The organism is Chelatococcus sp. KU-N122, from assembly GCF_055391085.1.
The window spans coordinates 8,325,109-8,351,321 of sequence record NZ_AP043981.1; the positions used below are offsets into that span (position 1 = coordinate 8,325,109).

The following is a 26,213-nucleotide window of genomic DNA, read 5'->3' on the forward strand; positions in this document are numbered from 1 at the left end:
TGGTCAGCGTATTCACGTCGACGTCCTCGTAGCCGGGGCCGCCGTCAGCGCGCTCGCGACCTGCAGCCCGATCTGGATGGTGAGCAGGCTCATGCCGACCGCCATCAGGCTGTAGGGGATCCACAGCGGCGGTGCCCAGGTCGACGACGAGACCTGGCCGTCAACCCAGGCTTCGTGCAGCAGCGTCCAGCTCTTGGCGGCGAAGAAGCAGCAGAACGCCAGGCTGAGCATGTCGACGAGCAACAGGCGCAGGCGATTGAGCCGCGGCGGCAGCAGCTCCGCCAGGGCCTCGATGCCGACATGGCCGCGCCGCTGCTGCACGTGGGCGCACGACAGGAAGGTGGCGCCGACGATCAGGAACACGGAGAACTCGTCCTGCCAATAGGTGGCCTGGCCGAGCCAGTGCCGCAGCAGGACGCTCGAGCTCAGCACCAGCGCCGCGGCAGCGAGCGCCAGCGACGACGCCAGCACGATCAGCCGGTTGAGGGCCTCCATGAGGCGGCCGCCGACAGAGCCCGCCGCCTCTCGCGGCGCGGCCGGCTGCTCCGCAACCACGTGGCTCACGATTCCGCCGCCATGGCGAGGAGCTTGGCGCAGCCCGCGCTGCGGCCGGAATAGTCGACCCAGGCGGTCTCCTTGGCGAGGGAGCGCCACTGGGCGACGACGTCGTCGGTGAGGGGGTGGACCTCGGCACCGGCGGCCCTGAAGGCGGTCTCGATCTTCTCGTCGTCCGCCTGCGCGCCCTTCAGGCCGACATCCTGCATGGCGAGGCCGACCTCCGTCAGCAGGCGGCGCTGATCCTCCGGCAGGCCGTCGAAAATGGCCTTCGACATCAACAGCGGCTGGAAGGTGAACAGGTACGCCTCGCCCCTGCCGCTGGTCAGGTGCTTGGCCAACTCGTCCATGCGGAACGACAGCAGGCTCGTCGACGAGCTGATCGCCGCCTGGCACACGCCGGTCTGCATGGCGACATAGAGCTCGTTGGACGGAAACGACACCACCGTCGCGCCGGCCTTCTGCAGCACCACGTCCATCTCGCGCGAGGCGCCCCGCGCCTTGACGCCCTTGGCGTCGGCCGGCGCGACGAGCGGCGCCTCCTTGCTGACGCAGCCGGCCGCCTGCCACACCCAGGTGAGCAGCACGATGCCCTTGCTGGCCAGAATAGCCTCGAGCTGCTGACCGACGGGCTTGGTGCGCCACGCCAGCCCTTGCTCGTAGGAGGTGATGACGCCCGGCAGCTGGCCGATGTTGCACTCCGGCACCTCGCCGCCGCCGTAGGCGATCGGGAACAGCGACAGGTCGAGCGCGCCCTTGCGCAGGGCGGAGAATTGCGCGTTCGTCTTCATCAGCGACGAGCCCGGGTAGATGTCGAAGGCCAGCTCGCCGTTGGAGCGCCGCTCCACCTCGGCGGCGAAGCGCCGGACCAGCCGGTCGCGGAAATCGCCCTCGTCGCCCGTGGTGCCGGGAAACTGGTGCGAGATCTTGAGCCGGCGCGGGGCGGCCCGGGCGGCGCTCGACGTTCGCACCAGAGCCGGCATGGCCAGCAACCCGGCGCTCACGGCTCGCCTCGTCAGTAGAACCATCGCTTCCTCCAGGACTTCTTGACGTTGATCTCGGAACAATCGAGGCCTTGCGGCAGCGAATGCCGCCGCAAGGCCTCGATTACATGTCAGGCCGGGCTTGACGCCTCCGCTCGCTGGACGATGACGTTGTCCGACTGAAGCTCGTCGATTTCCGCTTCGGACAGGCCGAACTCGCCGAGAATGTCGCGCGTGTGCTCGGCGAACAGCGGCGGCGGGCAGCGCACCCACGGCGCCCCCGAGCCGTCGAGCCGCAGCGGGTTGGAGATCTGCCTGAGCGGCCCGAGGGTCGGATGCTCGCTCGTCTCGACCAGGCCGAGATGCACCACCTGCTCGCTTTCGAGCGCATCGCGCACGGAATTGATCGGACCGGACGGAATGCCGGCGGCGACGAGGCGCGGCGTCCAATCGGCTCGTGTTCCCCGGGCGAGCTCGCCCTCGATGATGTCGCGCAGCTCGTCGCGCCGCGCCATCCGATGCGCGTTGTCGACGAAGCGGGCGTCGGTCTTCAGGTCCGGGCGGTCGAGCACGTCGCAGAGCTTCAGCCACATCTCCTGCGTGGCGGCGCCGATGTTCATGTCCCCGTCGGCAGCGCGGAAGACGCCGTAGGGGGCGATCACCGGATGCACGTTGCCGGTGGGCGCCGCCACCTGGCCCAGGCTGAGGTAGCGCTGGCCCTGCACGCTGAGCAGGCCGACGAGGCTCGCCAGCAACGACGTCTCCACGCTCTGGCCGCAGCCGGTGTCCTGCCGCTGCACCCAGGCGGCGAGCACGCCGATCGCCAGCCACATGCCGGCGGTCATGTCGCCGATGGCGACGCCGACGCGCGTCGGCCCGGTCTCCGCCGTGCCGGTGAAGCTCATGAACCCGGAGTAGCCTTGCGCGATCTGGTCGAAGCCCGGCTGCTCGCTCAGCGGACCGGTGGCGCCGAAGCCGCTGATGCCGGCGATGATGAGATCGGGCTTGATCGAACGCAGCTCGTCGGGATCGAGGCCGATCTTGGCGAGCGTTCCCGGCTTGAAGTTCTCGACGATGACGTCGCACTGGAGCGCCAGCCGGCGCAGCAGCTGCTGGCCGCGGGCCGAGCGAAAGTCGACGCCGATGCTGCGCTTGTTGCGCGTTCCCGACAGGTAGTAGGCGCTCTCGTCGCGGTCGAATGGCCCCCAGGTGCGGATCATATCGCCCGCCGGCGTCGGCTCGACCTTGATGATGTCCGCCCCCAGGTCGCCCAGGATGGTCGAGCAGAAGGGGCCGGACAGGGCCCGGCTCAAGTCCAGGACCCGCATCCGCGACAGCGGCAGACGGTTCGTCATCGGCGATTTCGACATGACCTCGGGCGGGTTTGCGAGGCGGCTTCCGGCCGCTGAGGAGGCCGGACGTTAGAGCATCGACCGGCCTTGTCAATACGGATACACAGTATCTGTATGCAAATGATCGATCATCTGTATACGCATGAGGCATCGTGACGGGCCACCGCCTCTTGCTCGCGCCGATCCCGCGCCCTAGGTTCGCCGCGTGATTTGCGAGATGGCAGGGATGACGGGTTCCAAGTCGGCGGGTGGACGGGAGCGGCCGGGCGACGTTCGCGCCTGGATCGAGGAGCGGATCCGGGACGGCGTGTTCCAGCCCGGCGAGCGCCTCGACGAGCAGGAGATCTGCCTCCAGTTCGGCGTCTCGCGCACGCCGGTGCGCGAGGCGCTGCTGCAGCTGGCATCGATCAATCTGGTGACGTTCCAGCCGCGGCAGGGCGCCATGGTCGCCCGCATGTCGGTCCGCGAGATCGTGGCGATGTGGGAGGCCCTCACCTGCCTGGAGGGCTATTGCGCCGGCCTGGCCGCCCGCCGCATGACGCCGGCCGAGGTGGAGCAGCTGAAGCAGATCCACGACGGCGCGCGCGCGCTGCTGACCAACGGCAACATCGCGGCCTATGCCGATGCCAACCAGCGCTTCCACGAGGCGATCTACGCCGGCTGCCGCAACGACTATCTCGCGAACCAGGCAAAGGATATCCGCAGCCGCCTGCAGGTCTACCGCCGCTATCCGTTCGCCCGCGCCGGCGGTGTGGAGCGCTCGTTCGCCGGCCACGAGGCGGTGACGGCAGCGATCGTCGCCGGCAACGACGAAGCGGCGACCAAAGCCATGCACGACCACGTCGCCGGCGCTGTCTCCTTCATCGACATGGTGGCGGAGCTGCCCGCGGATCGCACGGCGGCCGACGATATGCCGCCGGGATCGAAGGCGCGGCCCTCCCCTGCCCCGGCAAAGGCTGCGCCGAGCCCGCGAAACGAGCCCCGTCCATCGCGCACCGCGACTGGCCGGCGCCGCGCCGCCGCGGCGACCAAGCCGCGGAGCGCGTAATTCAGCTTCTCACGTCACGCGATACATAGGCAGGCGCGGCAGCGGCGCCGGAATGGTCGACGGTCAGTAATCCAGATCTACCGACACGCTCCGTCACTCGAATAGACGAACCTGCTTGGCAATGTAGACATTCGGCTTCTTCTGCATTTCCAATACGCCTTCATCGACGAAGCGTTGCAGCCATATCTTGGCCTGTGCTGTCGAGACGTCCAGCGCTACGGCAACCTCGACATCCTTCATGGGGGTTATAAGAAGCCTCCGGAGCACATTGCGCACGGCCACCAACAAAGCATCGGCTGGGCTGGTTTGTAGGGGTGTGCCGGGCTGCTCGGCCGCATCAGGAGCTTCCCCACCAACGGACACCGCTGGCGGCATTTCCGTCACAGGCGCCGACGCGGATTGCACGTCAGATCCAACTTCGGAACGTGAACCAAGAATCCGCTCTGCGGGCGGATCCATCAAAAGTCGACCGGGCTCGGACTGCAACGCGCCCTGCGTGGCCAGCGCCGCCTTGTCGAAGATGTCCCTGAACGCGTCCACCCCTCGAGGGTCTGGCCACGGAACGGCGCCCTTCTTGCGCAGCGCCTCGTTTCCCACGGAGGCTGCCCCGGTCGACCGCACGTAGACAGGAACCATTCGAAGCTTATCGAGCTGTTCGGTCGCACCGGCCCACGTGCCGCCCTTGTTGAAATCGGCATTCACGACCAGCGCCGCGTCAGCCAAAGCATAGATCAGCTTGTTGCGCTGCATCGCATGGCCGACATTGAAGCCCGCGCTGGGATCGCAGGATGAGATCAGCACCAGCCGACCGTCCATGAGCGCGCGTCGGTTCTCCCGATTCATCGCGCCCTTTTCCAGGCTGTCGGCAAGAACCCCAATGGCTTGTCCACCCTGTTCGAGGGCGCCGAACATGGCCGCTTGATCGATGCCGCGCGCGCCACCCGAGACGATCGCCGTCCCGGCATCGGCGGCAAGTCGGCCGACATTCGTCGTGTAAGCCATCAGCGCGTCATCCGCATCACGAGATCCGACGACGGCGAGACCGCCCGAGTCCAGAAGGCCCGTGTCGCCGCAGCCGTACAGCACCGGGGGAGCGTCCTCCCTCAGCTGGGCCTTCAACCGGCGGGGATAGGGGGCGTCGGCTCGGCTGATCACCCAGATCGCCCGGGATTGCCAGCGCTCGACGACCTGGCTCAACAGAAAGCCGCGCCCCAGCAAACGCTGCAGCCTGGTTTCGTCGACGATCGGTCGGCAGTCGTGGATCAACTCTGCCGCGCCTGGCGACAAGAGATCGGCCGGTTGGCGCTGCATGTCGCGCAGCCGCCGCGCCAGGTGCTTGTACTCGCCCGGCGACAGCAGGTCCGTCGAGGCATGACCGCGTCCGACGATCAGCGGCGCAGTCACCAGCAGGATCGCCTGCGTGTTGGGCGACAGAGCCGGCGTCATTGGTCATGCCCCGTCAGCGACAGCGCCATGGGCCAGACCTCGCCGCCGCCGCCCGCGCGCAAGAGCCAGGCCGCCACGGTCAGCGTCCAGCGCGAATCCACCGTATCGTCGACCAGCAGCACGGGACCATGGGGAAGTGGCCGGCCGGCGAGGACAAGCGAACCATCGATGTTGCGAGCCTGCTGGGTGCTGTTCGCCAGCGTCTTCTGCTCGGGCCTGGCGTCTGTTCTGACGAGCGCCATGTGAAACGGCAGGCCGAGCGCCACGGCCAGGCGCTGCGCAAAATTCGGCACCAGTTCGGGATGACGCAGCGACGGGATACAGGTGACCCAGACGGGAGCGGGCTGGGGATGCCACCGCTCCAACATCTCGACGCACGCCCCGACGAGGCCGTCGTCAAAGTGGCCGTCCTGGTGCTTGCCGCGCCGGACGAGGCCGCCCCAGCCGGCATCGCCCCAAACGCAGAGGGCTCGTCCGGATTGCGCCTGGCGCCCTCCGGCAATGTTGCCATTGACCTTGTAGAGCGGCATTCCGCCATTCGGCCATCGCTTGCGCGGCTCGATCGGCAGATCGGTCCGGCGCAGAAAGGCCACGGCCTCCCGAACGAGCGTCGCGTCGGGCTCAGTCGGCAGAGGGGGCAATGCCGGCCAGCCGATCGAGCTCCGGTCGCCATCCAGCGCCTGGACGAGAAATCCCATATGCTCGCCGAAGGGCAGGCCGACGTAGTCCCGCATCTGCTGCTGCTCGTCGCGACGCAGGGCGGTCAGCCGCTCCGCACGCGCCCAGAACCCCTGGCTCAGCGCTGCGACCGTGAGCTGCCACTTGGTGCCTTGCTTGGCTATAGGCGCGGGTGTCTCGAGCGACAGCAGCAGGATCGTCTTGTCGACGCGCCCTTTACTCAGATTCACCCGGCCGAGAAGCTCGGGAACGGACAGACCGTCGGGCTCCTCCTCGAGCGCGTTCAGGATATCCTCGACGTCCCGCGGCGTGGGGAATGCGCTCCGGATGAACCAGTCCGTGATGTCGTCGTCTTCCGCGCCGCTCAGCAGGACGCCGTAGGCGCTGTCCAGAGCGCGACCTGCACGGCCGACCTGCTGGTAATAGGCAACCACCGAGCCTGGCATCTGGTAATGAATCACGAATGCCAGATCGGGCTTGTCGTAGCCCATCCCCAGCGCGGTGGTGGCGACGAGAGCCTTGAGCCGATTATGGAGCAACGCCTGCTCCAGCTCTTCGCGGCGATCTCCTGTTTCGCCCGTGTAGGCCTCGACATGGAAGCCGCGACTTTTGAGCCAGTCGGCCACTTGATACGCATCGCGCACCGTCAGCGTGTAGATGATGCCGTGGCCCTGAAGCGTGGCGAGTTGCTCCGCCAGCCACGCCAGCCGTTGCGCCTGGCTCGGCAAGACGATGGTTTGCAGCGACAGCGACGTGCGATTCAGATCTCCGCGCAGCACCTGGAGATCGGGCCCAAGGACGTCGGCGAGATCGTCCATGACCCGGTTGTTCGCGGTCGCCGTGGTGGCCAGAAGCCGCACATTGGCCGGCAGGGTTCTGACAATACGCTCCAGCAAGCGATAGTGGGGACGGAAATCGTGGCCCCAATCGGAAATACAGTGAGCTTCGTCGATCACCAGCAGCGACATCTGTGCGGCGATGCCGGCAAGGACCTCGGTCCGGAACCGCTGGTTCGCCAACCGCTCAGGCGAGATCAGGAGAATGTCGATCTCGTTGCGCCCGAGCCGGGCTTCAACCTCGGCCCAATCGCTCAGATTGTCCGAATTGATCGTGGCGGCGCGCACGCCCATGCGCTCGGCTGCTGCGATCTGATTTCGCATGAGGGCCAGCAGCGGCGAAACCAGCAAGGCCGGGCCGCCGCCGCCGTCGCGGAGGAGCCTGGTCGCGATGAAGTAGACGAAGCTCTTGCCCCAACCGGTCTTTTGCACAACGAGCAAGCGACCCCGGGCTTCGACAAGGTGGCGAATAGCCTCCTCCTGGCCGGGCCTGAAGGCGGCATCCGCTCGTCCTGCGCCAATGCGGAGGAGCTCGAGCGCCCGCGCCGCATCGTACTGGCCTTTCATCGCATCCTCGCCGCGTGAACGAGCCTTACGTCCGCCAGGCTCGCCTTGCGCGCGAAACGAACTCCTCGATCACAGCGGACTCATAGCGGACCGCCGCCGTCGACGCCAACATCGCCCTGCGCGCTCCATGTCTCCAGCCGTGACGACCACGGGGGATCACCCCATCAGGCGGTCGGGCAGCCAGGTGGCGATGCCCGGAGCGACGCAGAGCGCGAGCACCGCGAGCGCCATCAGCAGCACGAACGGCAGCGTGCCCCAGATGATCTCGCGGAAGCTGATGTCGGGCGCGATGTTGTTGATGACGAACAGGTTCAGTCCGACCGGCGGGTGGATCAGGCCCATCTCCATGACGATGGTCATGACCACGCCGAACCAGATCAGGTCATAGCCCGCCGCCTTCAGCGGCGGCAGGATGATCGGGGCGGTCATCAGGATGATGCTCGCCGGCGGCAGGAAGAAGCCGAGGACGACCACCAGCAGCAGCACGCAGACGAGCAGCAGCCAGGGCGGCAGGTGCAGGCCGACGATCCACTCCGCCCCGCTCTGGCTGATGTGCAGGTAGCTCATCACCATGGCGTAGAGCAGCGACATGCCGACGATCATGATCAGCATCGTCGACTCGCGCAGCGACGCCACCAGCACGGGGCTGAGCTGGGCCGGGCGCCAGGTGCCGTAGATCACGATGATGAGGACCAGCGCCAGCACGGCGCCGAGGCCCGCGGTCTCGCCCGGCGTGGCGTAGCCGCCATAGAGGGCGACCATCACGCCGGTGAGCAGCACGACGAAGGGCAGCACCCGTGGCAGCGCCGTCAGCCGGTCTCGCGCGGTGAACTGCTCGTTGGCGAGGATGGCGTGGGGCTGGCCGGCGGCGAGCGCCGCCCGGTATTCCGTCCGGAACCGCATCACGGCATAGCCGGAGAACAGGACCGTCAGCAGCACGCCCGGCCCGATGCCGGCCAGGAACAGGCGGCCGAGCGACTGCTCGGCGGCGACAGCATAGAGGATCATGGTGACCGACGGCGGCAGCAGAATGCCGAGCGTGCCGCCCGCGGCGATGATGCCGGCGGCGAGGCCCGGCGAGTAGCCGCGCCGCCGCATCTCCGGAATGCCGGCGCTGCCGATGGCGGAGCAGGTGGCCGGGCTCGATCCGGCCATGGCCGCGAACAGCGCACAGGCGAAGACATTGGCAACGCCGAGCCCGCCCGGGATCCGGTGCAGCCACATGTAGAGCGCGCCATAGAGATCGGCGCCCGCCTTGGAGCGGCCGATGGCGGCCCCCTTGAGGATGAACAGCGGGATGGTCAGCAGGGTGATGTTGGCGATTTCCTGGTAGACGTTCTGCGCCATCGTCCCGAGCGTCGCCGGCGGCAGCAGCGTCACCATGAACAGCAGCGCCACGGCGCCGAGGGCGAAGGCGATGGGAACGCCGGCAAACAGCGCCAGGAAGGTGGCGAACGCGTAGAGCAGCCCCGTGGCCAGCATGTGCCCGTCCCTAACTAAGCCTTAGCGCTGATGAGGCCCGCGACGGCCGGCAGGATCTGAGCGACGAGCCGGATCGTCAGCAGCACCATGCCGGCGGTCATCAGGCCGTAGGGCAGCCAGAGCGGGGGCGCCCAGGAGGAATCGGTGACCTCGCCGCTCTCGATGGCGTCCTTGAGCAGCAGGGCCGCCTGCCAGGCGAAGGTGCCGCAGAAGGCGACGCTGATGAGGTCGACCAGGAGCAGCCGGACCCGCTCCACCGCCGGCGGGAACGAGCCGTGCAGCGCTTCGATGGCGATATGGCCGCGCATCGCCTGCACGAAGGGCGCCGACAGGAAGGTAGCGCCGACGAGCAGGAAGACCGCGGCCTCGTCCTGCCAATCCGTGGACCAGTGGAGAAAATGGCGCACGATGACCGAATAGGTCAGCACCAGGCCGGCGGCGACCGTCGCCGCCGTGCAGACGACGAGGAGCACTTTGTCGAGCACGTTCAGGAATCGGGTCATGGCGGCCTGACCGGCGTCACGACGCCTTGCTGCTGACGCTTCCCCGCGTCATGCGGCCTCGGCGAGCTTCAGGATGTTGGCGGTCCCGGCCGAGCGGGCGGCGAAATCCTTCCAGGCGCTGTCGCGCGCCAGGTCCTGCCACAGCTTGAGGGTGGGTGCATCGAGCTCCTGCACCGTGTTGCCGGCCGCCTTGTAGATCTCCACGAGCTGGCGGTCGTCGTCCATCGAGTCGTCGCGTCCGACCTTTTCGATGCTCTCGCCGACGCTCATGATCAGGCTCTGCTGATCCGCGGGCAGGCCGTCGAAGATCTGCTTGGACATCAACAGCGGCTCGAAGACGAAGAAGAAGCTGCCGGCCGGCCCGGGCGCCGTCAGATACTTGGTGAGCTCATTCAGCTTGAAGGAGATGAGGCTGGTCGAGCTCGTGGCGCAGGCGTCGATCGCGCCGGTCTGCATGCTGATGTAGATCTCGTTGGAGGGCATGTTCGCCGTCGCCGCTCCGGCCGCCTTGAACATCATGTCCATCTCGCGGCTGCCGCCGCGGATCTTCAGGCCGGCGGCGTCCGTGGGCTTGATCAGCGGCTTGCCCCTGGAGCCGACGCCGCCCGATTCCCAGAGCCAGGTGATGATCTTCACGCCCCGTTCGTCGAGCAGCCGGGTCAGCTCCTGGCCGACCGGCGCCGTCTTCCAGCGGTAGGCCTGATCGTAGCTGGTGACGATGGCCGGCATGAAGGTGAGGTTGAGCTCCGGGATCTGCCCGCCGGCGTAGGTGGTGGGGAACAGGCTGAGATCGAGGGCGCCTTTGCGCAGCGCATCGAACTGCGCGAAGGTCTTCATCAGCGAAGACCCCGGATAGATCTCGAACTTCAGCTCGCCGTTCGAGCGCTTCTCCACCTCGGCGGCGAAGCGCCGGCACAGCCGGTCGCGAAAATCGCCCTGATTGCCGCTGGACGCCGGGAACTGATGCGAGATCTTCAGCACGCGAGGCGCCGCCAGCGCCGCTCGGCTGAAGCTGAGAATGGCAGGCGCCGCCAAGCCGGCCAGCGCGCTTCTGCGGGTCAGTCCCATCCGCCGTCTCCTCCGAGCTCGAGCCGTAGCCGCCTTTTGTCGTCCCCATCGGAGATCATCGGCCTCGGTTCAAAATGGAGAAGGAAACTTCGCGATTCTGAAGTATCTTGTCAATGCGGATTCGCGGAGGCGCTCAGTGGCGGCTGCCCTGCCGTCTCACCAGTCGAGTGACAATGCTCCGGTATGCTTTGACTGGTGGATGGATGGCCGGGTCAAGGCCGGCCATGACGAGGGTGTCTCGTTGTAACGTCATGGCCGGGCTTGACCTGGCCATCCATCTCAAAAACAACTCATCCGAACTTTTCGACAAGTGCCTTTATCTTGTCCGCATACTCGATCTGCTTCGGCATGATCCGCCCGATCGGCCCCGCGATGGCAACGCCGTAGGCCACGCTCTCGATGCGCAGCGGGCACGCGACGGCCATGACGTCGGCCACGTTCTCGCCGCATGTTCTGGCGTAGCCGCGCACCACCGATTCCTCGATGTCGTGAAGCAGTTCGTCGACACTGGAAATGGTCTTGTCGGTTATCACGTAGATCGGCAGCTTGCGGACAAAGTCGACACGCTGCCCGACCGGCATCGCCATCAGCAAAGCCTTGCCGACGGCGCTCGCATGCATCGGCTTCAACTCGCCGGCGCGAGAGATGTAGCGGATCGTCTGCCGGCCTTCGATGACCGCAAGGTAAATGACCCGCTCCCCTTGCCGGGCGCCGAAGATGATCGTCTCGTCGGTCGCATCGCGCAGCTCGACCAGCAGCGGCTCGAGGCGCGGAACCACCGGCTCGAAGCTCGCCGTCGCCTCCGCGATGTCGAGCAACTTGCGCGTGGGATAGATCCTCTTGTTACCCCCGACGGAATACAGATAACCGCGCGCCTCCAGCGCACGAACCAAGTTGAAGCAGCTCGACTGCGGTGCGTTCAGCGCACGGGCGATTTCGGATAATGTCATCGGAGCTTTCGCCTTCGCGAAAATCTCGAAGAGATCGACAGTCCGGCCCGCGGTTTTCACATCCATGGGGCGCTTACAGAACGCCGGTGGCCGGCTGTCAAGCGGCGCGATCAAGCGATGGAATTCCGCTGGCTGGCGGAGGCTGAGGCCCGGCTCCGTCCATCTGTGGTCGCGATCGCCGATCCTGTTCTTATTTCATTATGATGAATTATAAATCCATATCATGAACCATTCTTGCAGGGGACGGGACGCTCTGGCACTATCGCGCCGCGACGGTGCTGTTGGGCCCGCGTCCGGAGCCAACGGAGAGAGAATTTGATCCCAGGGAGTGTCGACAGCGGCGTCAGCCGCATTCAGCGGTCGGAGCTGGCGGTGCCGGCGACGTCGACGCAGTTCTTCGCCAAGGCGGCGCGCGGCCCCGCCGACTCCCTCTTCCTCGACCTGGAGGATGCGGTGGCGCCGTCCCGGCGCGTCGAAGCGCGCGCCAATGCGGTGGCCGCCCTGAACGAGATCGACTGGGGCGACAAGACGGTCTCGGTGCGTGTCAACGGGCTGACCACCCCGTGGGCGATCTCCGACATCATCGCCGTGGCGCGCTGTCCGCGCCTCGACATGATCCTGCTGCCCAAGGTGGAGACCGCTGGCGACGTCGAGTTCGTCGACCGGCTGCTGACCGGGCTCGAGCTCGAGACGCCGCGCGCCCGCCCGCTCGGCATCGAGATCCTGATCGAGACCACCAAGGGCCTCGCCAACGTCGAGCCGATCGCCGCCACCTCCGCGCGGCTCGAAGGCATCATCTTCGGCGTCGGCGACTATTCGATCGAGCTCGAGAACTTCGACACCGTGTTCGGCGCCTCCAACCCCGACTATGCCGTGCTGGCGCGGGCGGATGGCACGAGCGCGCGCCACTGGAACGACCAGTGGCACTTTGCGCTCGCGCGCATCGCCAACGCCTGCCGGGCCTATGGCCGGCGGCCGATCGACGGGCCGTTCACCAACTACGCCGACCCGGACGGCTTCCGCGCCAGCTGCCTGCGCGCCCGCGCGCTGGGCTTCGAGGGCAAGTGGGCGATCCACCCCTCCCAGGTGGAGATCGCCAACGAGGTGTTCTCGCCGACGCAGGCGCAGATCGACTGGGCCACCCACATCCGCGCCCGCATGGAGGCCGAAGCGGAGAAGGGCAGCGGCGCCATCGGCCTCGACGGCGTGCTGATCGACCGCGCCCACGTCAAGCTCGCCGACAAGATTCTCCGCCGGGCCGCGCTCGCGGGGGCGGCGCGCTCATGACCGACGCGCCGCTCAAGGACATCCGCGTCCTCGATATCGCGACCTTCATCGCCGCCCCGTTCTGCGGCACCGTCCTCAGCGACTTCGGCGCCGAGGTGATCAAGATCGAGCAGCCGGGCGAAGGCGACTCGCTGCGCCGCTTCGGCACCATGACCGAGTGCGGCGACACGCTGGTATGGCTGAGCGAGGCGCGCAACCGCCAGTCCGTCACGCTCGACCTGCGCACGCCCGAAGGCGCCGAGCTGTTCCGGCGCCTGGTCGCCGTGTCCGACGTGGTGCTGGAAAATTTTCGACCGGGCACGCTGGAGAAGTGGGGCCTCGGCTACGACGAGCTCACCCGTATCAACCCCAAGCTGGTGATGCTGCGCGTCAGCGCCTACGGCCAGACCGGGCCGATGCGCGAGAAGCCCGGCTTCGCCCGCATCGCCCATGCCTTCAGCGGCCTCGCCTATCTCTCCGGCGAGCCCGGCCGCACGCCGGTCGTGCCCGGCTCGACCTCGCTCGCCGACTACATGAGCGGCCTCTACGGCGCCGTCGGCGTGCTGATCGCGCTGCGCCACGCAGAGAGGACCGGCGAGGGCCAGGTCGTCGACATCGGGCTTTACGAGAGCATCTTCCGCATCCTCGACGAGATCGCCCCGGCCTACGCCAAGTTCGGCTACCAGCGCGAGCGCATGGGGCCCGATACCGTCAACGTCGTGCCCCACAGCCATTACGAGACCAGGGACGGCGCCTGGGTGGCGCTCGCCTGCTCCAACGACCGCATGTGGGAGCGGCTGACCGCCGCCATGGGCCGGCCGGAGCTTGCCCATGACGAGCGCTACGCCAGGCCCAAGGCACGCGCCGACCGGCGCGCCGAGGTCAACGGCATCGTCGCGACGTGGGTCGGCAGCCTGCCGCTCGCCGAGGTGCTGGCCGCCTGCGAGCGGGCCGAGGCGCCCTGCAGCAAGCTGCTCAGCATCGCCGACATTTTTCGCGATCCGCAATATGCCGCGCGCGGCAACCTCGAGACCGTCGATGACCCGCGTGTCGGCGAGCTGGTGTTGCCCGCCGCCCTGCCGCGCCTGTCGAGGACACCGCCGGAGCTCAGGAGCACCGGCCCGGCGCTGGGCAGCAGCAGCCGCGCGGTCCTGGCCGAGCTGCTGGGCCTCGACGAGGAGGCGTTGGACGCGCTCGCCGTCAAGAAGGTCATCTGAGCATTGGTCTCCGGAGCACGACAATGACGGACAAGAGACAGATGGCGCTGATCGCGTTCATCCAGGCCCAGAACTGCTCGAACCTGCCCGCCTCCTGGCGCCATCCCGAGTCCAGGACCGACTTCATGAGCGCCTCCTACTACGGGGGCATTGGCCGAACCCTGGAGAGCGGCAAGTTTCATCTGGCCTTCTTCGATGACCGCCTGGCCATTCCCGATGTCTATTCAGACGACTTCAAGGTGACGGTCAGGGAGGGCATCCGCGCCGTCAAGCTCGATCCCATGCTCTGCGCCATGGCCATGGGGCTGGCGACGACCCGGCTCGGCGTCGGCGTCACCTATTCGACCACCTACTACGAGCCGTTCCATGTCGCCCGCATCTTTGCGACGCTCGACCATCTCACCGATGGCCGGGCCGCCTGGAACGTCGTCACCTCGCTCAACGGCTCGGAGGCCGCAAACTTCGGCAGCGACGTCGTGCTCGAGCACGACCGCCGCTACGACCGCGCCGACGAGTTCATCGAGGTGGTCCGCGGCCACTGGCGCAGCTGGGGCGACGACGCGCTGCTGATCGACAAGACGAGCGGCGTGTTCGCCGACGCGGACCGCGTGCGCCGCCTCGATCACGCGGGCACCTGGTTCAAGTCGCGCGGGCCGTTCACGGTGCCGCGCTCGCGCCAGGGCGAGCCGGTGCTGATCCAGGCCGGCCAGAGCGGCCGTGGCCGGGAGTTCGCCGCCAAGTGGGGCGACCTGGTCTTCGTCATCTATCCGAGCCTGGCGATCGGCCGCCCGGCCTACCAGGCGTTCAAGGACCACCTCGACGCCATAGGCCGCGGTCGCGACGCGGTGAAGGTCGCGCCCGCCGTCTACGTCATCACCGGCGAGACGCAGGCGGAAGCGGAAGACCGCCGGGCTGCCCTCGACAAGCTCGCCAAGCCCATCGACGGCCTGGTGCTGTTGTCGGAGGTGCTCAACTTCGACTTCGCCGCCAAGGGCTACGACGAGCCGTTCACGGCGGAGGAGATGGACGGCATCTCCGGCCTGCAGGCGTTCCGCGACCGGGTGGTCAAGCTCAGCGGCCGCGCCGACCCGACGCCGCGCGATTTCGTCCAGTACACGCAGCGGGGCACGCTCGCCGAATTTCCCGTCTTCCTCGGGACGCCCAAGCAGGTCGCTGACCAGATGGAGGAATGGTACGGCAGCGCCTGTGACGGTTTCGTCGTCGCGGCGGGCCAGATCCCGGGCAGCTACGATGACTTCGTCAGGCACATCGTGCCCGAGCTGCAACGGCGCGAGCTGTTTCGCGAAGACTACACTGGCCGGTCGCTGCGCGAAAACCTGGGTATACCAGTGCCGACGGTGGCATAAACCGGTCGACGACGGATGGGCGGGTCAAGCCTGGCCATCCACCCACGTGAAGACAGCGGCGCTATGTCTCGTCCCGTCCCCACTCGGACGAAAACACCACGAACGCGCGCTTCAGCACATCGTTCTCCGCCCGCAATTTCTGGATCTGCTTGCGCAGGCTCGCCAGCTCGGCCTCCATGTCCGCCTGGGAGATGGCTCCGGCCCCGTTCGGCTCCGGCGAGGCCTGCGCCTCCCGGCCCCTCTTGTCCTCGATACGCTCAGCGTCGTTCTTCTTGACCCAGAGACGCAGCGACTGCTCTCCCACGCCGAAACCCTGGGCGACCTCGCGGTAGATCGTCCGGTCGCGCGGGTTGCGGAGGCGGCGCTCGTCGACGGCCGCAACGGCCCGCTCGCGGAGGTCCCGCGAATACCTGCGCACCAACGTCGAGCCGTCGCCCTCGGTCGGATCGGGTTCGCTCTCATCCAACGACAACACGATTCGGCGTCCCGGTTAGCCGCCTGGTGTGGATATCACGATCCGCAAGGCGCTTGCCTCCCTTCCAGTCGATTTATATATATAAATTATAATTACCAGATTCGTAAAGCCACCTGCGCACGGCTTGGGCTGGCCTCCGGGGGTCCTTAAGGCACATGGCAAAGCACCCCCCACTCATCGCCACCGATGCGCTCGGCAGCCGCCTCGGAGACCCGCGCCTCGTCGTCCTGGATGCCAGTGTACAAATGAGGCCGGATGCGAGCGGTGAACGTTTCGAGTTCTGGAGCGGGCTCGACGCCTACGCGGAGAACGGCCACATACCCGGCGCCCGCTTCGCCGACCTGTTCACCCAGTTCTCGGACCCGACCGCGCCGCTGCCGTTCACGCGGCCGACCGCCGCACAATTCGCCGCGGCGGCGGGCCGTCTGGGCATCACCAGGGACACGGAGGTGGTCATCTACGACACCCTCGCCAACCAGTGGGCGGCGCGGCTGTGGTGGGTCTTCCGCATGTTCGGCCACGAGAAGGTGAGCGTCCTCGATGGGGGACTGCGCAAGCACATGAACGAGGGGCGACCGATCGAACATCGGCTGACGCCTTACGCGCCCGTCGACTATGGAACGCCGTCCTCGCGCCACATCGTCGCCTCGCTGGACGATGTGGAAGCCATCGTTCGCGGCGAACGGCAGGGCCAGCTCATCTGCTTCCTGAAGGAAGACGACTATGCCGGCACCATTTCTGTGCGCGCACGGCCGGGCCACATCCCCGGCAGCTCCAACCTGCCGTTCGACCAGCTCGTCGACGAAACGTACAACACGCTGAAGCCGGCCGCGGAGCTCGAGGCGCTGTTCGCCGCGCGCGCCAGGCTGGATGGCAGCCTCATCGTTACCTATTGCGGGGGCGGCATCGCGTCGGTGCTCGGCGCGTTGGCCCTCGCCGTCCTGGGCTACGAACCGACCATGGAATACGACGGCTCGCTCGCCGAATGGTCTTCCCGCGCCGACCTGCCGCTCGTGGTCGGACCTTAGGCGCCCCGCGTCGCAATCGCGGTGAGCACCTCGGCTGGCGTGTGAGACAGGCCGAGTTCCTACAGCGGACCGGCGCCGTTGTTGCCGCGGCGCCTCTACGCTCAAGGCCGAACTGTGGAAGGGACGCAGAGCAAGGCTCGCCTGGAGTGACGTTTAGACCTGGAAGGTCGCGCCTGCCCGTGTTGGATCTGGCGGGAGCGTCGCATGCCGCGCTCTACGAGCGCAACTCCGCCCGAACGGCCGAGATCGTCGGCGGCTTTTGACCGGCAACAACTTGCAGGCCCTGTTGGGGTCGCGCCAGAATTACATCGAAGGTCTCGAGCAACGTCACACCGACGTCCACGGGTAGCCTGGGAAAGCGCGCGGCCACGAAGCCGTCGGGACGGACCAGCACGGCGCCCCCGGGCGCGAGCGGAAAGAGCGCCTCCCAGCGCTCGTCGGCGGGTGCGAAGGACTGGCCCGGGCCGATTCCGTGAATGTCGGTCCGCGGGCCATCCCCGGCTGCGGCGCGCCAGGGTTCGGGGTCCCCGGCCACGAGCAGGAGAAAGTTGCCGCGCAGCAGTTCCTGATTGGAGAGCCGCTGCCCGTCGCTGGTCCTGAGCCAGACGTGGGGCATGCGCGCGCCGGGCGACGAGGAGGGGCGATAGTCGCCGACCGGGGAGATCGGCGGGGTCGTGCCGTCGCTGACGATCGCAGCGGAGCCGTAGACGGCGCCGAACTCGATACCGGTGGCGCGCTGCAGGGGCGCCCGCATCTCGGCCCATTGCTCGCGGATGAAATCGCCGCCCGCGCTGCGATCGTCGGTGCAGAACTGCTCGACCTCCATCACGTTCTGGATCTTGACGGTGCTGTAGGAGGTCATCTTGATGATGTAGAGCGCGCGGCTGCGCCGCTCGGCCACGTAGGTATCGAGCAGAGGGTCGTCCGCCTCGCCCTTGACCACGGCGGCGAGCTTCCAGCCGAGGTTGTTGGCTTCCTGCAAGCCGAGATTGGCGCCGTAGCCGCCCCAGACCGAATGGCGGTGCGCCGAGTCGCCGACGAAGAACACGCGCCCGACGCGCCAGTCCTTGGTGATCGCGGTGGAGTAGCTGTAGCCGACCGAGCGGACCACCTCGATCGGCATGTCCGGATCGCCGATGGCGCCGCGGATGCGTGCGACGATCTCGTCCTGCGTATAGGCGCGCTGGTCCGGGTTGGCGAAATTGTAGCGGAACAGCCCCGTATGCGGCTGCTTCGCACCGAACCAGCCGACATACTTCGGATGTGAGATGAAGATGTGGAAGTAGCAGACGTCGCCGAGGTAGCGATCGAGATCGGCGTGGAACTCCGTCACGATCTGCTGGTGGAAGTCCGGTCCTTTGATTTCCTGGACGCCGAGCGCGCGGCGCACGATGCTGCTCGCCCCGTCCGCTGCGACCAGGTACCGCCCGGTGAAGGCAAGCACACCGGAACCTTCGACCTGACGCGCCAGAATCGAGACGCTGTCGTTGTCCTGGCTGACGTCCGTCACCTCGTGCGAGAAATGCAGCCGGACCGTCGGCCAGGTCAGCGCCGCCTCGCGCAGGCCCCGCTCATAGGCGAAGGCGGGGATGCTGCGCGGGGTCTGGGCGCTGAACTGGCCGTAGAAGGCCCGGTAGGCCTCATAGTCGCCGTCGAACTTCTTGAAGCCCGCGATCTCTCCCGTGGCGAGCGTCTCGAACAGGCCCTGGCCGTTGGACCGTTCGAACGGCCAGGCGTGTTCGAGGATGCGCTCCTTGACGCCCCACTGGGCGTAGAGCTCCATCGAGGCGGCATTGACACCCTGGCCCTTCGGCTGAACCTGGGATTCCGAGCGGCGCTCCACCAGGGCGACACGCAGGCCCTGGCGGCCGAGAAGGTAGGCCGTGGCGAGCCCGACCGGTCCGCCTCCGACGATGATGACGTCGACGTTCTCTTGCCGTTGATCCCCGATGGGTGTCGTCATGGGCTCGCCCCTCCCCGTCCCTGGCGGCTCGTGCCGCTCCTGCCTCGTTGTTGCCGTCGATCCCAGGTCAGGCGGTGATGCCGCCGTCCACCAGCAGGAAAGCGCCGGTGACGAAGGAGGCCCGATCGCTCAGCAGCCAGGCCGCCGCCTCGGCGATCTCCTCGGGCTCGGCGAGGCGCCCCAGCGGGGTCACTCCGGCAAAATGGGCGACGATGCCCGGCTTGCGCTTCTCCCATTCGTCGAGCATCTGCGTGCGCGTGGCGCCCGGGGCGAGCACGTTGACCCGGACGCCGCGCGGCCCGAGCTCGCGCGCCGCGACCTCCGTCAGCCGGTTGAGGCCGCTCTTCGCCGCGGCGTAGACGCCGGTGCGGGTGTTGGTGATGACCGAGGCGATGCTGCTGGTGGTGACGATGGCGCCGCCCCGCGGCAGCACCGCCGCCGCGGCGCGGATGGTCAGCCAGGTCGCCTTGAAGTTGGCGTCGATGATCCGGTCGTAAGCCGCCTCGTCCAGCTCGAGGATGCTGGGGGTCTCGGACTCGATGCCGGCGCAGGCGAAGACGCCGTCGATCCGGCCGAGCGCCTGCGTCGCGTGGCCGAACAGCGCGTCGAGATCGGCCGCGCGGGTCACGTCCGCGGTCTGTGCCAGCGCGACGCCGCCGGCCGCCCGGATCGCTGCCGCGACGCTCTCGATCTCGGCGCCGGTGCGCGATGCAAGGACCACACGGGCGCCTTCGCGGGCGAACAGGCGTGCCGCTGCGGCACCGATGCCGCGACCGGCGCCGGTGACGACGATGCTCTTGCTGGCCAGAAGCCCGGTCATGCTGCCTCTCCTACGTCCGCCGGATGGATCGCTTGGCCGTCATCGGCGGGCCGGCGCGCCAGGATGGTGTCGATGACCCGGCCGAGCGCCGCCGTGACGTCGGCCGGCGGATCGACGAAGCGTGCGCCGACGAAACCGTCGGGACGGATCAGCACGGCGCCGCCCTCAGCCAGGCCATAGAGCCGTTCCCACCGGTCGGAGACGGGCGTCAGTGCGCCGCCACGGCCGACGCCGTGGACCGTGATCGTCGCATCGGCCCCGAGCCTTGCGACGGCGGCGCGCCAGCGGGCGGCCTCGCCGTGAACGAGCAGCACGAACGCGCCCTGGTAGAGATCCTGCGCGGCGATCTCCGATCCGCCGGCGGTCGTCAGCCAGAGGTGGGGGGCGCGTGCGCCGGGCGAGGCGGATTCGTGGTAGGCGCCAACCGTTGATTTTGGCGGCGTCGTGCCGTCGGCCACGATCGCGGGTGACTCGTAGAGGGTGCCGAACTGGTGCCCGACGTGGGCGAAACCCGCCTCCCGGCCGAGGGGAAGCGTCTGTTCGAGGAATGTCAGGGCCTCGCCCGACAAGCCCCCTCGGACCAGATGCGGGCCCTCCATGGCAAGGCTCGCAGCGATCATGCCCTGGGTGACGTAGGTGTTGTAGGAGGCGACCTTCAAGGTTGCGGAGGCCTTGCCCTTGCGCTCGGCCTCGTAGGTGTCCAGCAGGGCTTCCCCGGCCTCGCCCTTCAGGACGGCGGCGAGCTTCCAGGCGAGGTTGTTGATCTCCTGCAGACCGAGATTGGCGCCGAAGCCGCCCCAGGGGGCAAAGCGGTGGGCCGAATCCCCGGCGAGGAACACCCGTCCCCGCCGCCATTGCCGCGTCAGTGCCGTGCTGTAGCGGAACTGGTTGATGGCGACGATGTCGATCGGGAACTCGGGATCGCCGACGGCGGCACGGATCCGTGCGGTAACGGTCTCGGGCGAAAACGGCTCGCCTTCCGGATTGGCGTAGTTGTAGCGCCACTGGCCGGTCTGGGGATGGCGGCTGCCGAACCATCCGGCGCAGCGCGGATTCACCACCCAATACTGGAAGTAGGGATGCGTGCCGACGTATTGCTCCAGCGGTCCGTAGAATTCGGTGACGACCTGCTGGCCAAAATCTGCGCCGAGGTCTTCCTCGATGCCGAGCGCGCGGCGCACGAACGACGTGTTGCCGTCGGCGGCGATCAGATAGCGGGCGCGGACGGCGAGCTCGGCACCGTCCGCGCCGCGGGCGACGATCTGCACCCCGGCATCGTCCTGGGCGATCTCCGTCGCCTCGTGGCCGAAGGCGATCGTCACGGTCGGCCATCGGGCGGCCGCCTCATGCAGCGCCGCCTCGTAGATCGATGCCGGGACGAATTGCGGGTATTCCGGCGTGAACGCCCGGTACCAGTCGCGGAAACCCGCCTCGTCGCCATCCCACAGCAGGGACGAGCCCACCGGCCCCTCGCGCAGCGACAGGTACATGCCCTGCCCGTTCGAGCGCGAGAAAGGCCAGCCGCCCGCGCGCACGCTGTCGATGATCCCCCACTGCCGATAGAGCTCGGCGGAGGAGGCGTGGACAAACTGGCCTTTCGGCAGCTGGGTCGTGGTCCGGCGCCGTTCGACGAGCTGCACACTGAGGCCCTGGCGTCCCAGCAGGAAGGCGGCGGCGAGCCCGACAGGCCCGCCACCGACGACCACGACGTCGGCGGTGGCGACCTGTTGACCGGTGGACGATGCTGTCATGGTCTGGCCGGCGGCTGTCAGTTCGCGGGGCCGGTCTGGCGCGGCGCATCGGCTCGGGCGGCCCATTGCGACCAGGAGCCGACGTAGACGACCGGACGCACGCCGACGGTTTCGAGCGCGAGCGCCGCGTAGGTGGCGAGCACGCCGCCACCGCAGCTGACGACGAGCTCGTCACCTTCCTTGACGCCGGCGGCGGCGAACGCAGCGCGCACCGCGTCACGGTCCTTCAGGCGCCCCTGCCCGTCCCACAGCCCCGGCGCGGGGATGTTGATCGCGCCGGGAATGTGGCCGGCGGCAAAGGCGGCGGAATCGCGGGTGTCGACAATGGAGCGCTTGCCCAGCGACGCCAGGAGGTCGTCGATGTCGATCTGCGCGCCCTGCCCGCCGGCCAGCGCCGGCGCGGCGACGGACGCAGGGCCCGTGTCGTCCGGCCCGGCCACCGGGCCGGACGCCTGCTCCCAGGCGGCGAGGCCGCCGTCGAGGATGCGCGCCTCGACGCCGGCCCAGCGCAGCACCCACCAGGCGCGAGACGCCCAGGCCGGGGCTGCCGCGTAGACCACGACGCGGTCGCCGGCACCGATGCCGGCGGCACCGAGGGCGGCTGAGATCTGCCCTGTGGACGGCAACGGGAAGCTGCCCGTCTCCGGTGACGCGGGCCCGGCGAACGCGTCACGGACGCCGACGAAGGCGGCGCCGGGGATGTGTTTCAGGTCGAAGCTCTCGCGCTCGCCCTCGGCGCCTGCGCCGACGAAGATGAAGCGCAGGTCGGCGCGGGCCGCGATGGCGTCGACGGCGCTGATCAGGCCGACGGGCGTGCTGCTGGTGCTCATGGGGATCATCCGGTTGCTGCTGCGGAAGGGTGCGGGCGGCTCAGCGCCTTGCGATCGGCCTCAGAGGCCGGAGCGCAGATCGCCGAAGGGCTTCCACCGTCCGTCGCGGAACTGCATCAGGCGGGTCTGCTTGAGCGCGCGGTAATCCTCGGGCGAGGTATTCACGGTGAGGCCGTCGACCACCATCTCGGGGTGGAAGCCGCGCAGCGACGTTGCCTGGCGCAGGACGTTTTCGCGCGAGAGATCGTTGCCGGCCTGCTTCAGCACCTGAACGAGCGTCTGGGCGATGGCGTAGCCCGTGAGGTACGACGTATCGTTCTTGTCCGTCCCGGGCAGATACGTGTCGAGGAAGGCCAGGTAGCGGACCACCTCGGGGTGCGAGGCCTGCCCCGGGTCGCCGGGATCGCGCAGGTGGTTGCTGGAGATCAGGCCTTCTGCGGCCTCGAGGCCGGCGGGGGTCAGCACGCCGCCGACCGAGTTGCCGACGGCGTTGATGATGTGGACCGGCTTCCAGCCGAGCTCGTGCACCTTGCGGATGGACTGGGAGGCGGCGCGCGCCATGGAGATGTTGATGAACACCTCGGCCCCCGAGGCCCGGGCCTTCAGGACCTCCGAATCCAGGGTCGGCTGGGTCGCTTCATAGGAGATCTTCTCGACCACGTTGGCGGCCGCCTCCCCGAGACCGTCGAGCGCCCCCTGCAACACCTCCCGCCCGTAGTCGTCGTGCTGGTAGAGGATGGCGATCTTCGCGTTCGGATAGTGCTGACGGACGTAGTCGCCGTAGAGCAGGCCTTCGGTACGGAACGTCGGATTGAAGCCGGTCGTCCAGGGATATTCCTTGGGCCGCGAAAACTTGGAACTGCCGGTACTGGCGAACAGCTGCGGGATACCCTTCTTGTTGAGGTAGCCCTGAACCGCAGAATTCGTCGGCGTGCCGACGATGCCGACGACGCCCAGCACGTCGTCCTGCTCGACGAGACGGCGTACGTTTTCGACCGTCTTGGGCGCGCTGAACGCATCGTCATAGGAGATGAAGCGGATCTTGCGGCCGTTCACGCCGCCCTGCTCGTTCACGTAGTCGAGGTACGCCTTTATTCCTTTGGCCACGGCGCCATAGGTCGAGCCATGGCCGCTGTAGGGGCCCGAGTTGCCGATGCGGATCTCGTCGGCGGTGTAGCCGGGACCGCTGGCGGCTTTGTCATCGGCCAGTGCGCCGATGGTCGTCGAGGTCAGCAGGCCGGCCGCCGCGGCCAGCGCTGTGACGGCGCGCCGTCGAGACATGCGAACCTGGGTCGTATTGGGGATCATGAGTTCCGCCTCCGGAGAACGGGGGTAGCCGCCTGCGGCGCCACCGCGCGCTCTGATTTGTTGAGGCTGACAGTAGAATTTTTATTAGAGTTTTAATTTACAAATTTTAATAAAATTATAGATAGGTTTTCACCAACCCCGCCGCTGAGGAGAAAATTCCGCCCGAAGCGGGATGCGCGGCCCACCGGGAGCGCCCGGCTGCCTCCAGACCCAAGCCCGGGCTCGTCCTGCGCGGATGCGGCTTGCGATCGTCGGGGAGCGCGACGAGCCTCGCCCCCAGGAAACAGCCGGATCCGCGCGCTTGCAGATTGCCGACATACAATCATAGTTAGAGCGTCCATGGGGGAGATGCGGCATGCCGAGTCTCGAGGACGTCCAGCGACCTGTCGATCTGTCGCGCTATCAGGACAGCGACAACGCCTTCGCCCATCTGTCCCTGCGGGACCTGCTCGAGGCGCGGGACCTCTATCACGCGCATCTGGCGCGCCACCCCAACGTCGTGGCTACCGCGATCGGCCGCTATCGCATTCGCCACGAGGACAGCTGGCCCAACGAAACGCCCGCGCGTCACGGCACCGGCGTCCGCACGCTCACGAACTCCGCGGTGCGTCCCTACTCGTGGCCCTGCATCCTGGTGTTCGTGTCCCAGTGGGAAGACCCGGCGCAGTTCGCGCAGCGGCCCGGCGACATGGTTCCCACCACCCTCTTCATGCCCGACGGACGCAAGATCCCGGTCTGCGTCGTCGAGGCGCCTCGGCAGGATCGAACGAAGATGACGGCTCCCAACGTCGTCTTCCCGGTCAACAACATCGGCCCCGGGCGGCCGATCGTCGCCAAGGTGCAAGGCAGGGACTACGTCGCGACGGTGGCCTGCCTGGTGAGCGACGGCCACAAGATCTATGCGCTGACCAATCGCCATGTGGCGGGCGATGACGGCGAGGTCGTCTTCGCCCGCCGCGGCGGCAGCGAGGACCGCATCGGGACGAGCGCGCCGTACCGGCTGACCCGGCTGCCGTTTTCCGAGCTGTATCCATCGTTTCCGGGGCGGGGAACATTCGTCAATCTCGACCTCGGATTGATCGACATCGACGATCTCTCGGCGTGGACGACGCAGGTGCGTGACATCGGCGTCGTCGGCCCTTTGGTGGACTATTCCGACGCCAATCTCTCGCTGTCGCTGGTCGGTTGCCAGGTGCGGGGCATCGGTGCGGCGAGCGGCGACATGCGAGGCGAGATCCTCGCCCTCTTCTATCGCTACAAGAGGTCGGGCGGCTTCGAATATGTCGCCGACCTGCTGATCGGCCCGCGCGCCGGCAGCGGCAGGGACGCCTATCCGGCAACTGCGCCGTTCATCACCCTTCCTGGCGACTCCGGCACGATGTGGATGCTGGAGCCGCGATCTGCCGCTTCGGACGAAGCGAAGAAGACCGAGATCCATTCCCAGGATTACCTTCCGCTCGCGGTGCAGTGGGGCCGCAACATGCTCAACTCCGCCGGCGAGGCGGAGCCGCAGGGCTTCGCGCTGGCGACCCTGCTGTCGCGCGCCTGCGCCCTACTCGACGTGGACCTCGTCCGGGACTGGAACCTCGATCAACCTGACACCTGGGGGGCGCTCGGGCATTTCTCCATTGCCGCCCGCGGCCGGGTGGCGCTGTCGAGCCGCCATCCGAAGCTGGTCAAGCTCATGGAGGCCAACGCGGAGATCGTCAGCCGGCCCGACGCCGATCTTGCGGCGGGTGAGTTCACCGGCATGGGCAACGCGGCCTTCGTGCCCATGGCCGACGTGCCGGATTTCTTCTGGAAGCCGGGCGTGGCCCACCAGCACCACGCGCGCCCGCGGGAAGGGCCGAACCATTTCGCCGATATGGATCAGCCCAATCCGGACGGACAGACCTTGCTCGACTTGACCGTCGACGATGCCTTCATCGATCCGGATCGATGGCAGGCGTTCTACGACACGGTCGCCGATATCCTGACGGGCGAGCCGATCGCACCGCAGCACCGCGGCCTGCTGCCCTTCCGCGTGTGGCAGATCTTCGATGCCATGGTTGCCTTCGTCGCCGGCGGCCACATGCCCCAATTCGTCTGCGCCGCGGGCGTGCTCACCCACTATGTCGGCGACGCCTGCCAGCCCCTGCACATCTCGTATCTGCACGACGGCGATCCCGCCCACCCCGTCACCCACACCTTCAGCAGGGGCAAGAGGGCTGGCCAGAGCGAGCTGCGTCCGCTCGGCAAGGGCGTGCACTCCGCCTACGAGGACGACATGGTCTTCGACAACCGGGATGCGATCCTGAAGGGCTTGGCGAAGACACCCAAGGTGAAGGCCAAGGAACTCGTCACGAGCGGCTTCGAGGCCGCGAGGCTGACGATCGGCTTGATGCGCAGCACATTCTCGCTGATCCCGCCCAAGGCCGTCGTCGATGCCTTCGTTGCGGCCGGCGGCACCGGCAAGGCGGCGTCGGCGGCGCTGTGGACGCAATTTGGCACCCACACGATCGAAGCCATGCAGGACGGCACCCATCTCGTAGCCGTGCTCTGGGAAAGCGCCTGGGTTGCCGGCAACGGCGACGACACCATCGACCGGCCGCGCGCGCTGACCGAGGGCGAGGCGATGGCGATCGTGGCTGACCCGGATTTCCTGCCGTCCCTGACTGTCGACCGCATCGGCCGGGTGCTTCAGGGCCGGCCGGCAATGGCGTGAATGTCAACTGCAATGG

At 67.7% G+C, this 26,213-nt stretch carries 21 protein-coding genes; 6 read left to right on the plus strand and 15 right to left on the minus strand.

What is annotated here, in order from left to right:
- Positions 1–12 precede the first annotated feature (12 nt).
- The 3 genes from ACZ5PO_RS37550 to ACZ5PO_RS37560 form a co-directional block, all read right to left on the minus strand.
- Positions 13–564 (minus strand): TRAP transporter small permease, encoded by a 552-nt coding sequence (locus ACZ5PO_RS37550; protein ID WP_464188141.1) that lies wholly within the window; start codon positions 562–564, stop codon positions 13–15.
- On the minus strand, positions 561–1,583 hold the full coding sequence (gene dctP, locus ACZ5PO_RS37555) for a TRAP transporter substrate-binding protein DctP (protein ID WP_464188143.1): 1,023 nt from the start codon (positions 1,581–1,583) through the stop codon (positions 561–563). Before dctP (ACZ5PO_RS37555) ends, ACZ5PO_RS37550 begins: the two co-directional genes overlap by 4 nt.
- Positions 1,584–1,669: 86 nt before the next feature.
- Positions 1,670–2,893, minus strand: a complete 1,224-nt coding sequence (locus ACZ5PO_RS37560; protein WP_464188145.1) for a CaiB/BaiF CoA transferase family protein — start codon at positions 2,891–2,893, stop codon at positions 1,670–1,672.
- A gap of 223 nt (positions 2,894–3,116) precedes the next feature.
- On the opposite strand from ACZ5PO_RS37560, the gene ACZ5PO_RS37565 reads away from it, so the two are divergent.
- Positions 3,117–3,938 (plus strand): GntR family transcriptional regulator, encoded by an 822-nt coding sequence (locus ACZ5PO_RS37565; protein ID WP_464188147.1) that lies wholly within the window; start codon positions 3,117–3,119, stop codon positions 3,936–3,938.
- A gap of 93 nt (positions 3,939–4,031) precedes the next feature.
- Here the strand turns inward: ACZ5PO_RS37565 and ACZ5PO_RS37570 are convergent, their stop codons facing one another.
- The 6 genes from ACZ5PO_RS37570 to ACZ5PO_RS37595 all read right to left on the minus strand — a co-directional run bounded on the left by ACZ5PO_RS37570 (position 4,032) and on the right by ACZ5PO_RS37595 (position 11,534).
- On the minus strand, positions 4,032–5,384 hold the full coding sequence (locus ACZ5PO_RS37570) for a DNA-processing protein DprA (RefSeq protein ID WP_464188149.1): 1,353 nt from the start codon (positions 5,382–5,384) through the stop codon (positions 4,032–4,034).
- On the minus strand, positions 5,381–7,465 hold the full coding sequence (locus ACZ5PO_RS37575; RefSeq protein WP_464188151.1) for a DEAD/DEAH box helicase: 2,085 nt from the start codon (positions 7,463–7,465) through the stop codon (positions 5,381–5,383). Before ACZ5PO_RS37575 ends, ACZ5PO_RS37570 begins: the two co-directional genes overlap by 4 nt.
- 156 nt (positions 7,466–7,621) lie before the next feature.
- Positions 7,622–8,947, minus strand: a complete 1,326-nt coding sequence (locus ACZ5PO_RS37580) for a TRAP transporter large permease (RefSeq protein ID WP_464188153.1) — start codon at positions 8,945–8,947, stop codon at positions 7,622–7,624.
- Between the two features lie 14 nt (positions 8,948–8,961).
- The gene (locus ACZ5PO_RS37585; RefSeq protein ID WP_464188155.1) at positions 8,962–9,450 is read right to left on the minus strand and encodes a TRAP transporter small permease; all 489 of its coding nucleotides are present in this window, start codon (positions 9,448–9,450) and stop codon (positions 8,962–8,964) included.
- A gap of 48 nt (positions 9,451–9,498) precedes the next feature.
- Positions 9,499–10,518, minus strand: coding sequence for a TRAP transporter substrate-binding protein DctP (dctP, locus tag ACZ5PO_RS37590; RefSeq protein ID WP_464188157.1), 1,020 nt, complete (start codon positions 10,516–10,518; stop codon positions 9,499–9,501).
- A 290-nt stretch (positions 10,519–10,808) separates the two neighbouring features.
- Entirely contained in the window at positions 10,809–11,534 is a 726-nt protein-coding gene (locus ACZ5PO_RS37595) for an IclR family transcriptional regulator (RefSeq protein ID WP_464188160.1), read from the minus strand.
- A gap of 249 nt (positions 11,535–11,783) precedes the next feature.
- Here ACZ5PO_RS37595 and ACZ5PO_RS37600 point away from each other — a divergent pair, with 249 nt between their 5' ends.
- Genes ACZ5PO_RS37600 through ACZ5PO_RS37610 form a run of 3 tightly spaced genes read left to right on the plus strand, consistent with a single transcriptional unit; the run spans position 11,784 to position 15,318 of the window.
- On the plus strand, positions 11,784–12,755 hold the full coding sequence (locus ACZ5PO_RS37600; RefSeq protein ID WP_464188162.1) for an HpcH/HpaI aldolase/citrate lyase family protein: 972 nt from the start codon (positions 11,784–11,786) through the stop codon (positions 12,753–12,755).
- Positions 12,752–13,951 (plus strand): CaiB/BaiF CoA transferase family protein, encoded by a 1,200-nt coding sequence (locus ACZ5PO_RS37605; protein ID WP_464188164.1) that lies wholly within the window; start codon positions 12,752–12,754, stop codon positions 13,949–13,951. Before ACZ5PO_RS37600 ends, ACZ5PO_RS37605 begins: the two co-directional genes overlap by 4 nt.
- Positions 13,952–13,974: 23 nt before the next feature.
- Positions 13,975–15,318 (plus strand): NtaA/DmoA family FMN-dependent monooxygenase, encoded by a 1,344-nt coding sequence (locus tag ACZ5PO_RS37610; RefSeq protein ID WP_464188166.1) that lies wholly within the window; start codon positions 13,975–13,977, stop codon positions 15,316–15,318.
- A gap of 61 nt (positions 15,319–15,379) precedes the next feature.
- Here the strand turns inward: ACZ5PO_RS37610 and ACZ5PO_RS37615 are convergent, their stop codons facing one another.
- Positions 15,380–15,793: a transposase gene (locus tag ACZ5PO_RS37615; RefSeq protein ID WP_464188168.1), complete on the minus strand. Its 414-nt coding sequence runs from the start codon at positions 15,791–15,793 to the stop codon at positions 15,380–15,382.
- A gap of 155 nt (positions 15,794–15,948) precedes the next feature.
- Between ACZ5PO_RS37615 and ACZ5PO_RS37620 the strand changes: the two genes are divergently transcribed.
- Positions 15,949–16,821 carry a sulfurtransferase gene (locus ACZ5PO_RS37620; RefSeq protein ID WP_464188171.1) on the plus strand — a complete coding sequence of 291 codons (873 nt, stop codon included), beginning with the start codon at positions 15,949–15,951 and terminating at the stop codon, positions 16,819–16,821.
- Between the two features lie 214 nt (positions 16,822–17,035).
- Here the strand turns inward: ACZ5PO_RS37620 and ACZ5PO_RS37625 are convergent, their stop codons facing one another.
- From ACZ5PO_RS37625 to ACZ5PO_RS37645, 5 genes are all read right to left on the minus strand, one after another.
- Entirely contained in the window at positions 17,036–18,784 is a 1,749-nt protein-coding gene (locus tag ACZ5PO_RS37625; protein ID WP_464188173.1) for an FAD-dependent oxidoreductase, read from the minus strand.
- 67 nt (positions 18,785–18,851) lie between these two features.
- On the minus strand, positions 18,852–19,604 hold the full coding sequence (locus tag ACZ5PO_RS37630) for an SDR family NAD(P)-dependent oxidoreductase (protein WP_464188175.1): 753 nt from the start codon (positions 19,602–19,604) through the stop codon (positions 18,852–18,854).
- Positions 19,601–21,355 carry an FAD-dependent monooxygenase gene (locus ACZ5PO_RS37635; RefSeq protein WP_464188177.1) on the minus strand — a complete coding sequence of 585 codons (1,755 nt, stop codon included), beginning with the start codon at positions 21,353–21,355 and terminating at the stop codon, positions 19,601–19,603. Before ACZ5PO_RS37635 ends, ACZ5PO_RS37630 begins: the two co-directional genes overlap by 4 nt.
- Before the next feature lie 17 nt (positions 21,356–21,372).
- The gene (locus ACZ5PO_RS37640; RefSeq protein WP_464188179.1) at positions 21,373–22,185 is read right to left on the minus strand and encodes a sulfurtransferase; all 813 of its coding nucleotides are present in this window, start codon (positions 22,183–22,185) and stop codon (positions 21,373–21,375) included.
- A 60-nt stretch (positions 22,186–22,245) separates the two neighbouring features.
- Positions 22,246–23,493 (minus strand): ABC transporter substrate-binding protein, encoded by a 1,248-nt coding sequence (locus ACZ5PO_RS37645; protein WP_464188181.1) that lies wholly within the window; start codon positions 23,491–23,493, stop codon positions 22,246–22,248.
- A gap of 355 nt (positions 23,494–23,848) precedes the next feature.
- On the opposite strand from ACZ5PO_RS37645, the gene ACZ5PO_RS37650 reads away from it, so the two are divergent.
- Positions 23,849–26,197 (plus strand): hypothetical protein, encoded by a 2,349-nt coding sequence (locus tag ACZ5PO_RS37650; RefSeq protein WP_464188183.1) that lies wholly within the window; start codon positions 23,849–23,851, stop codon positions 26,195–26,197.
- Positions 26,198–26,213: the final 16 nt, after the last annotated feature.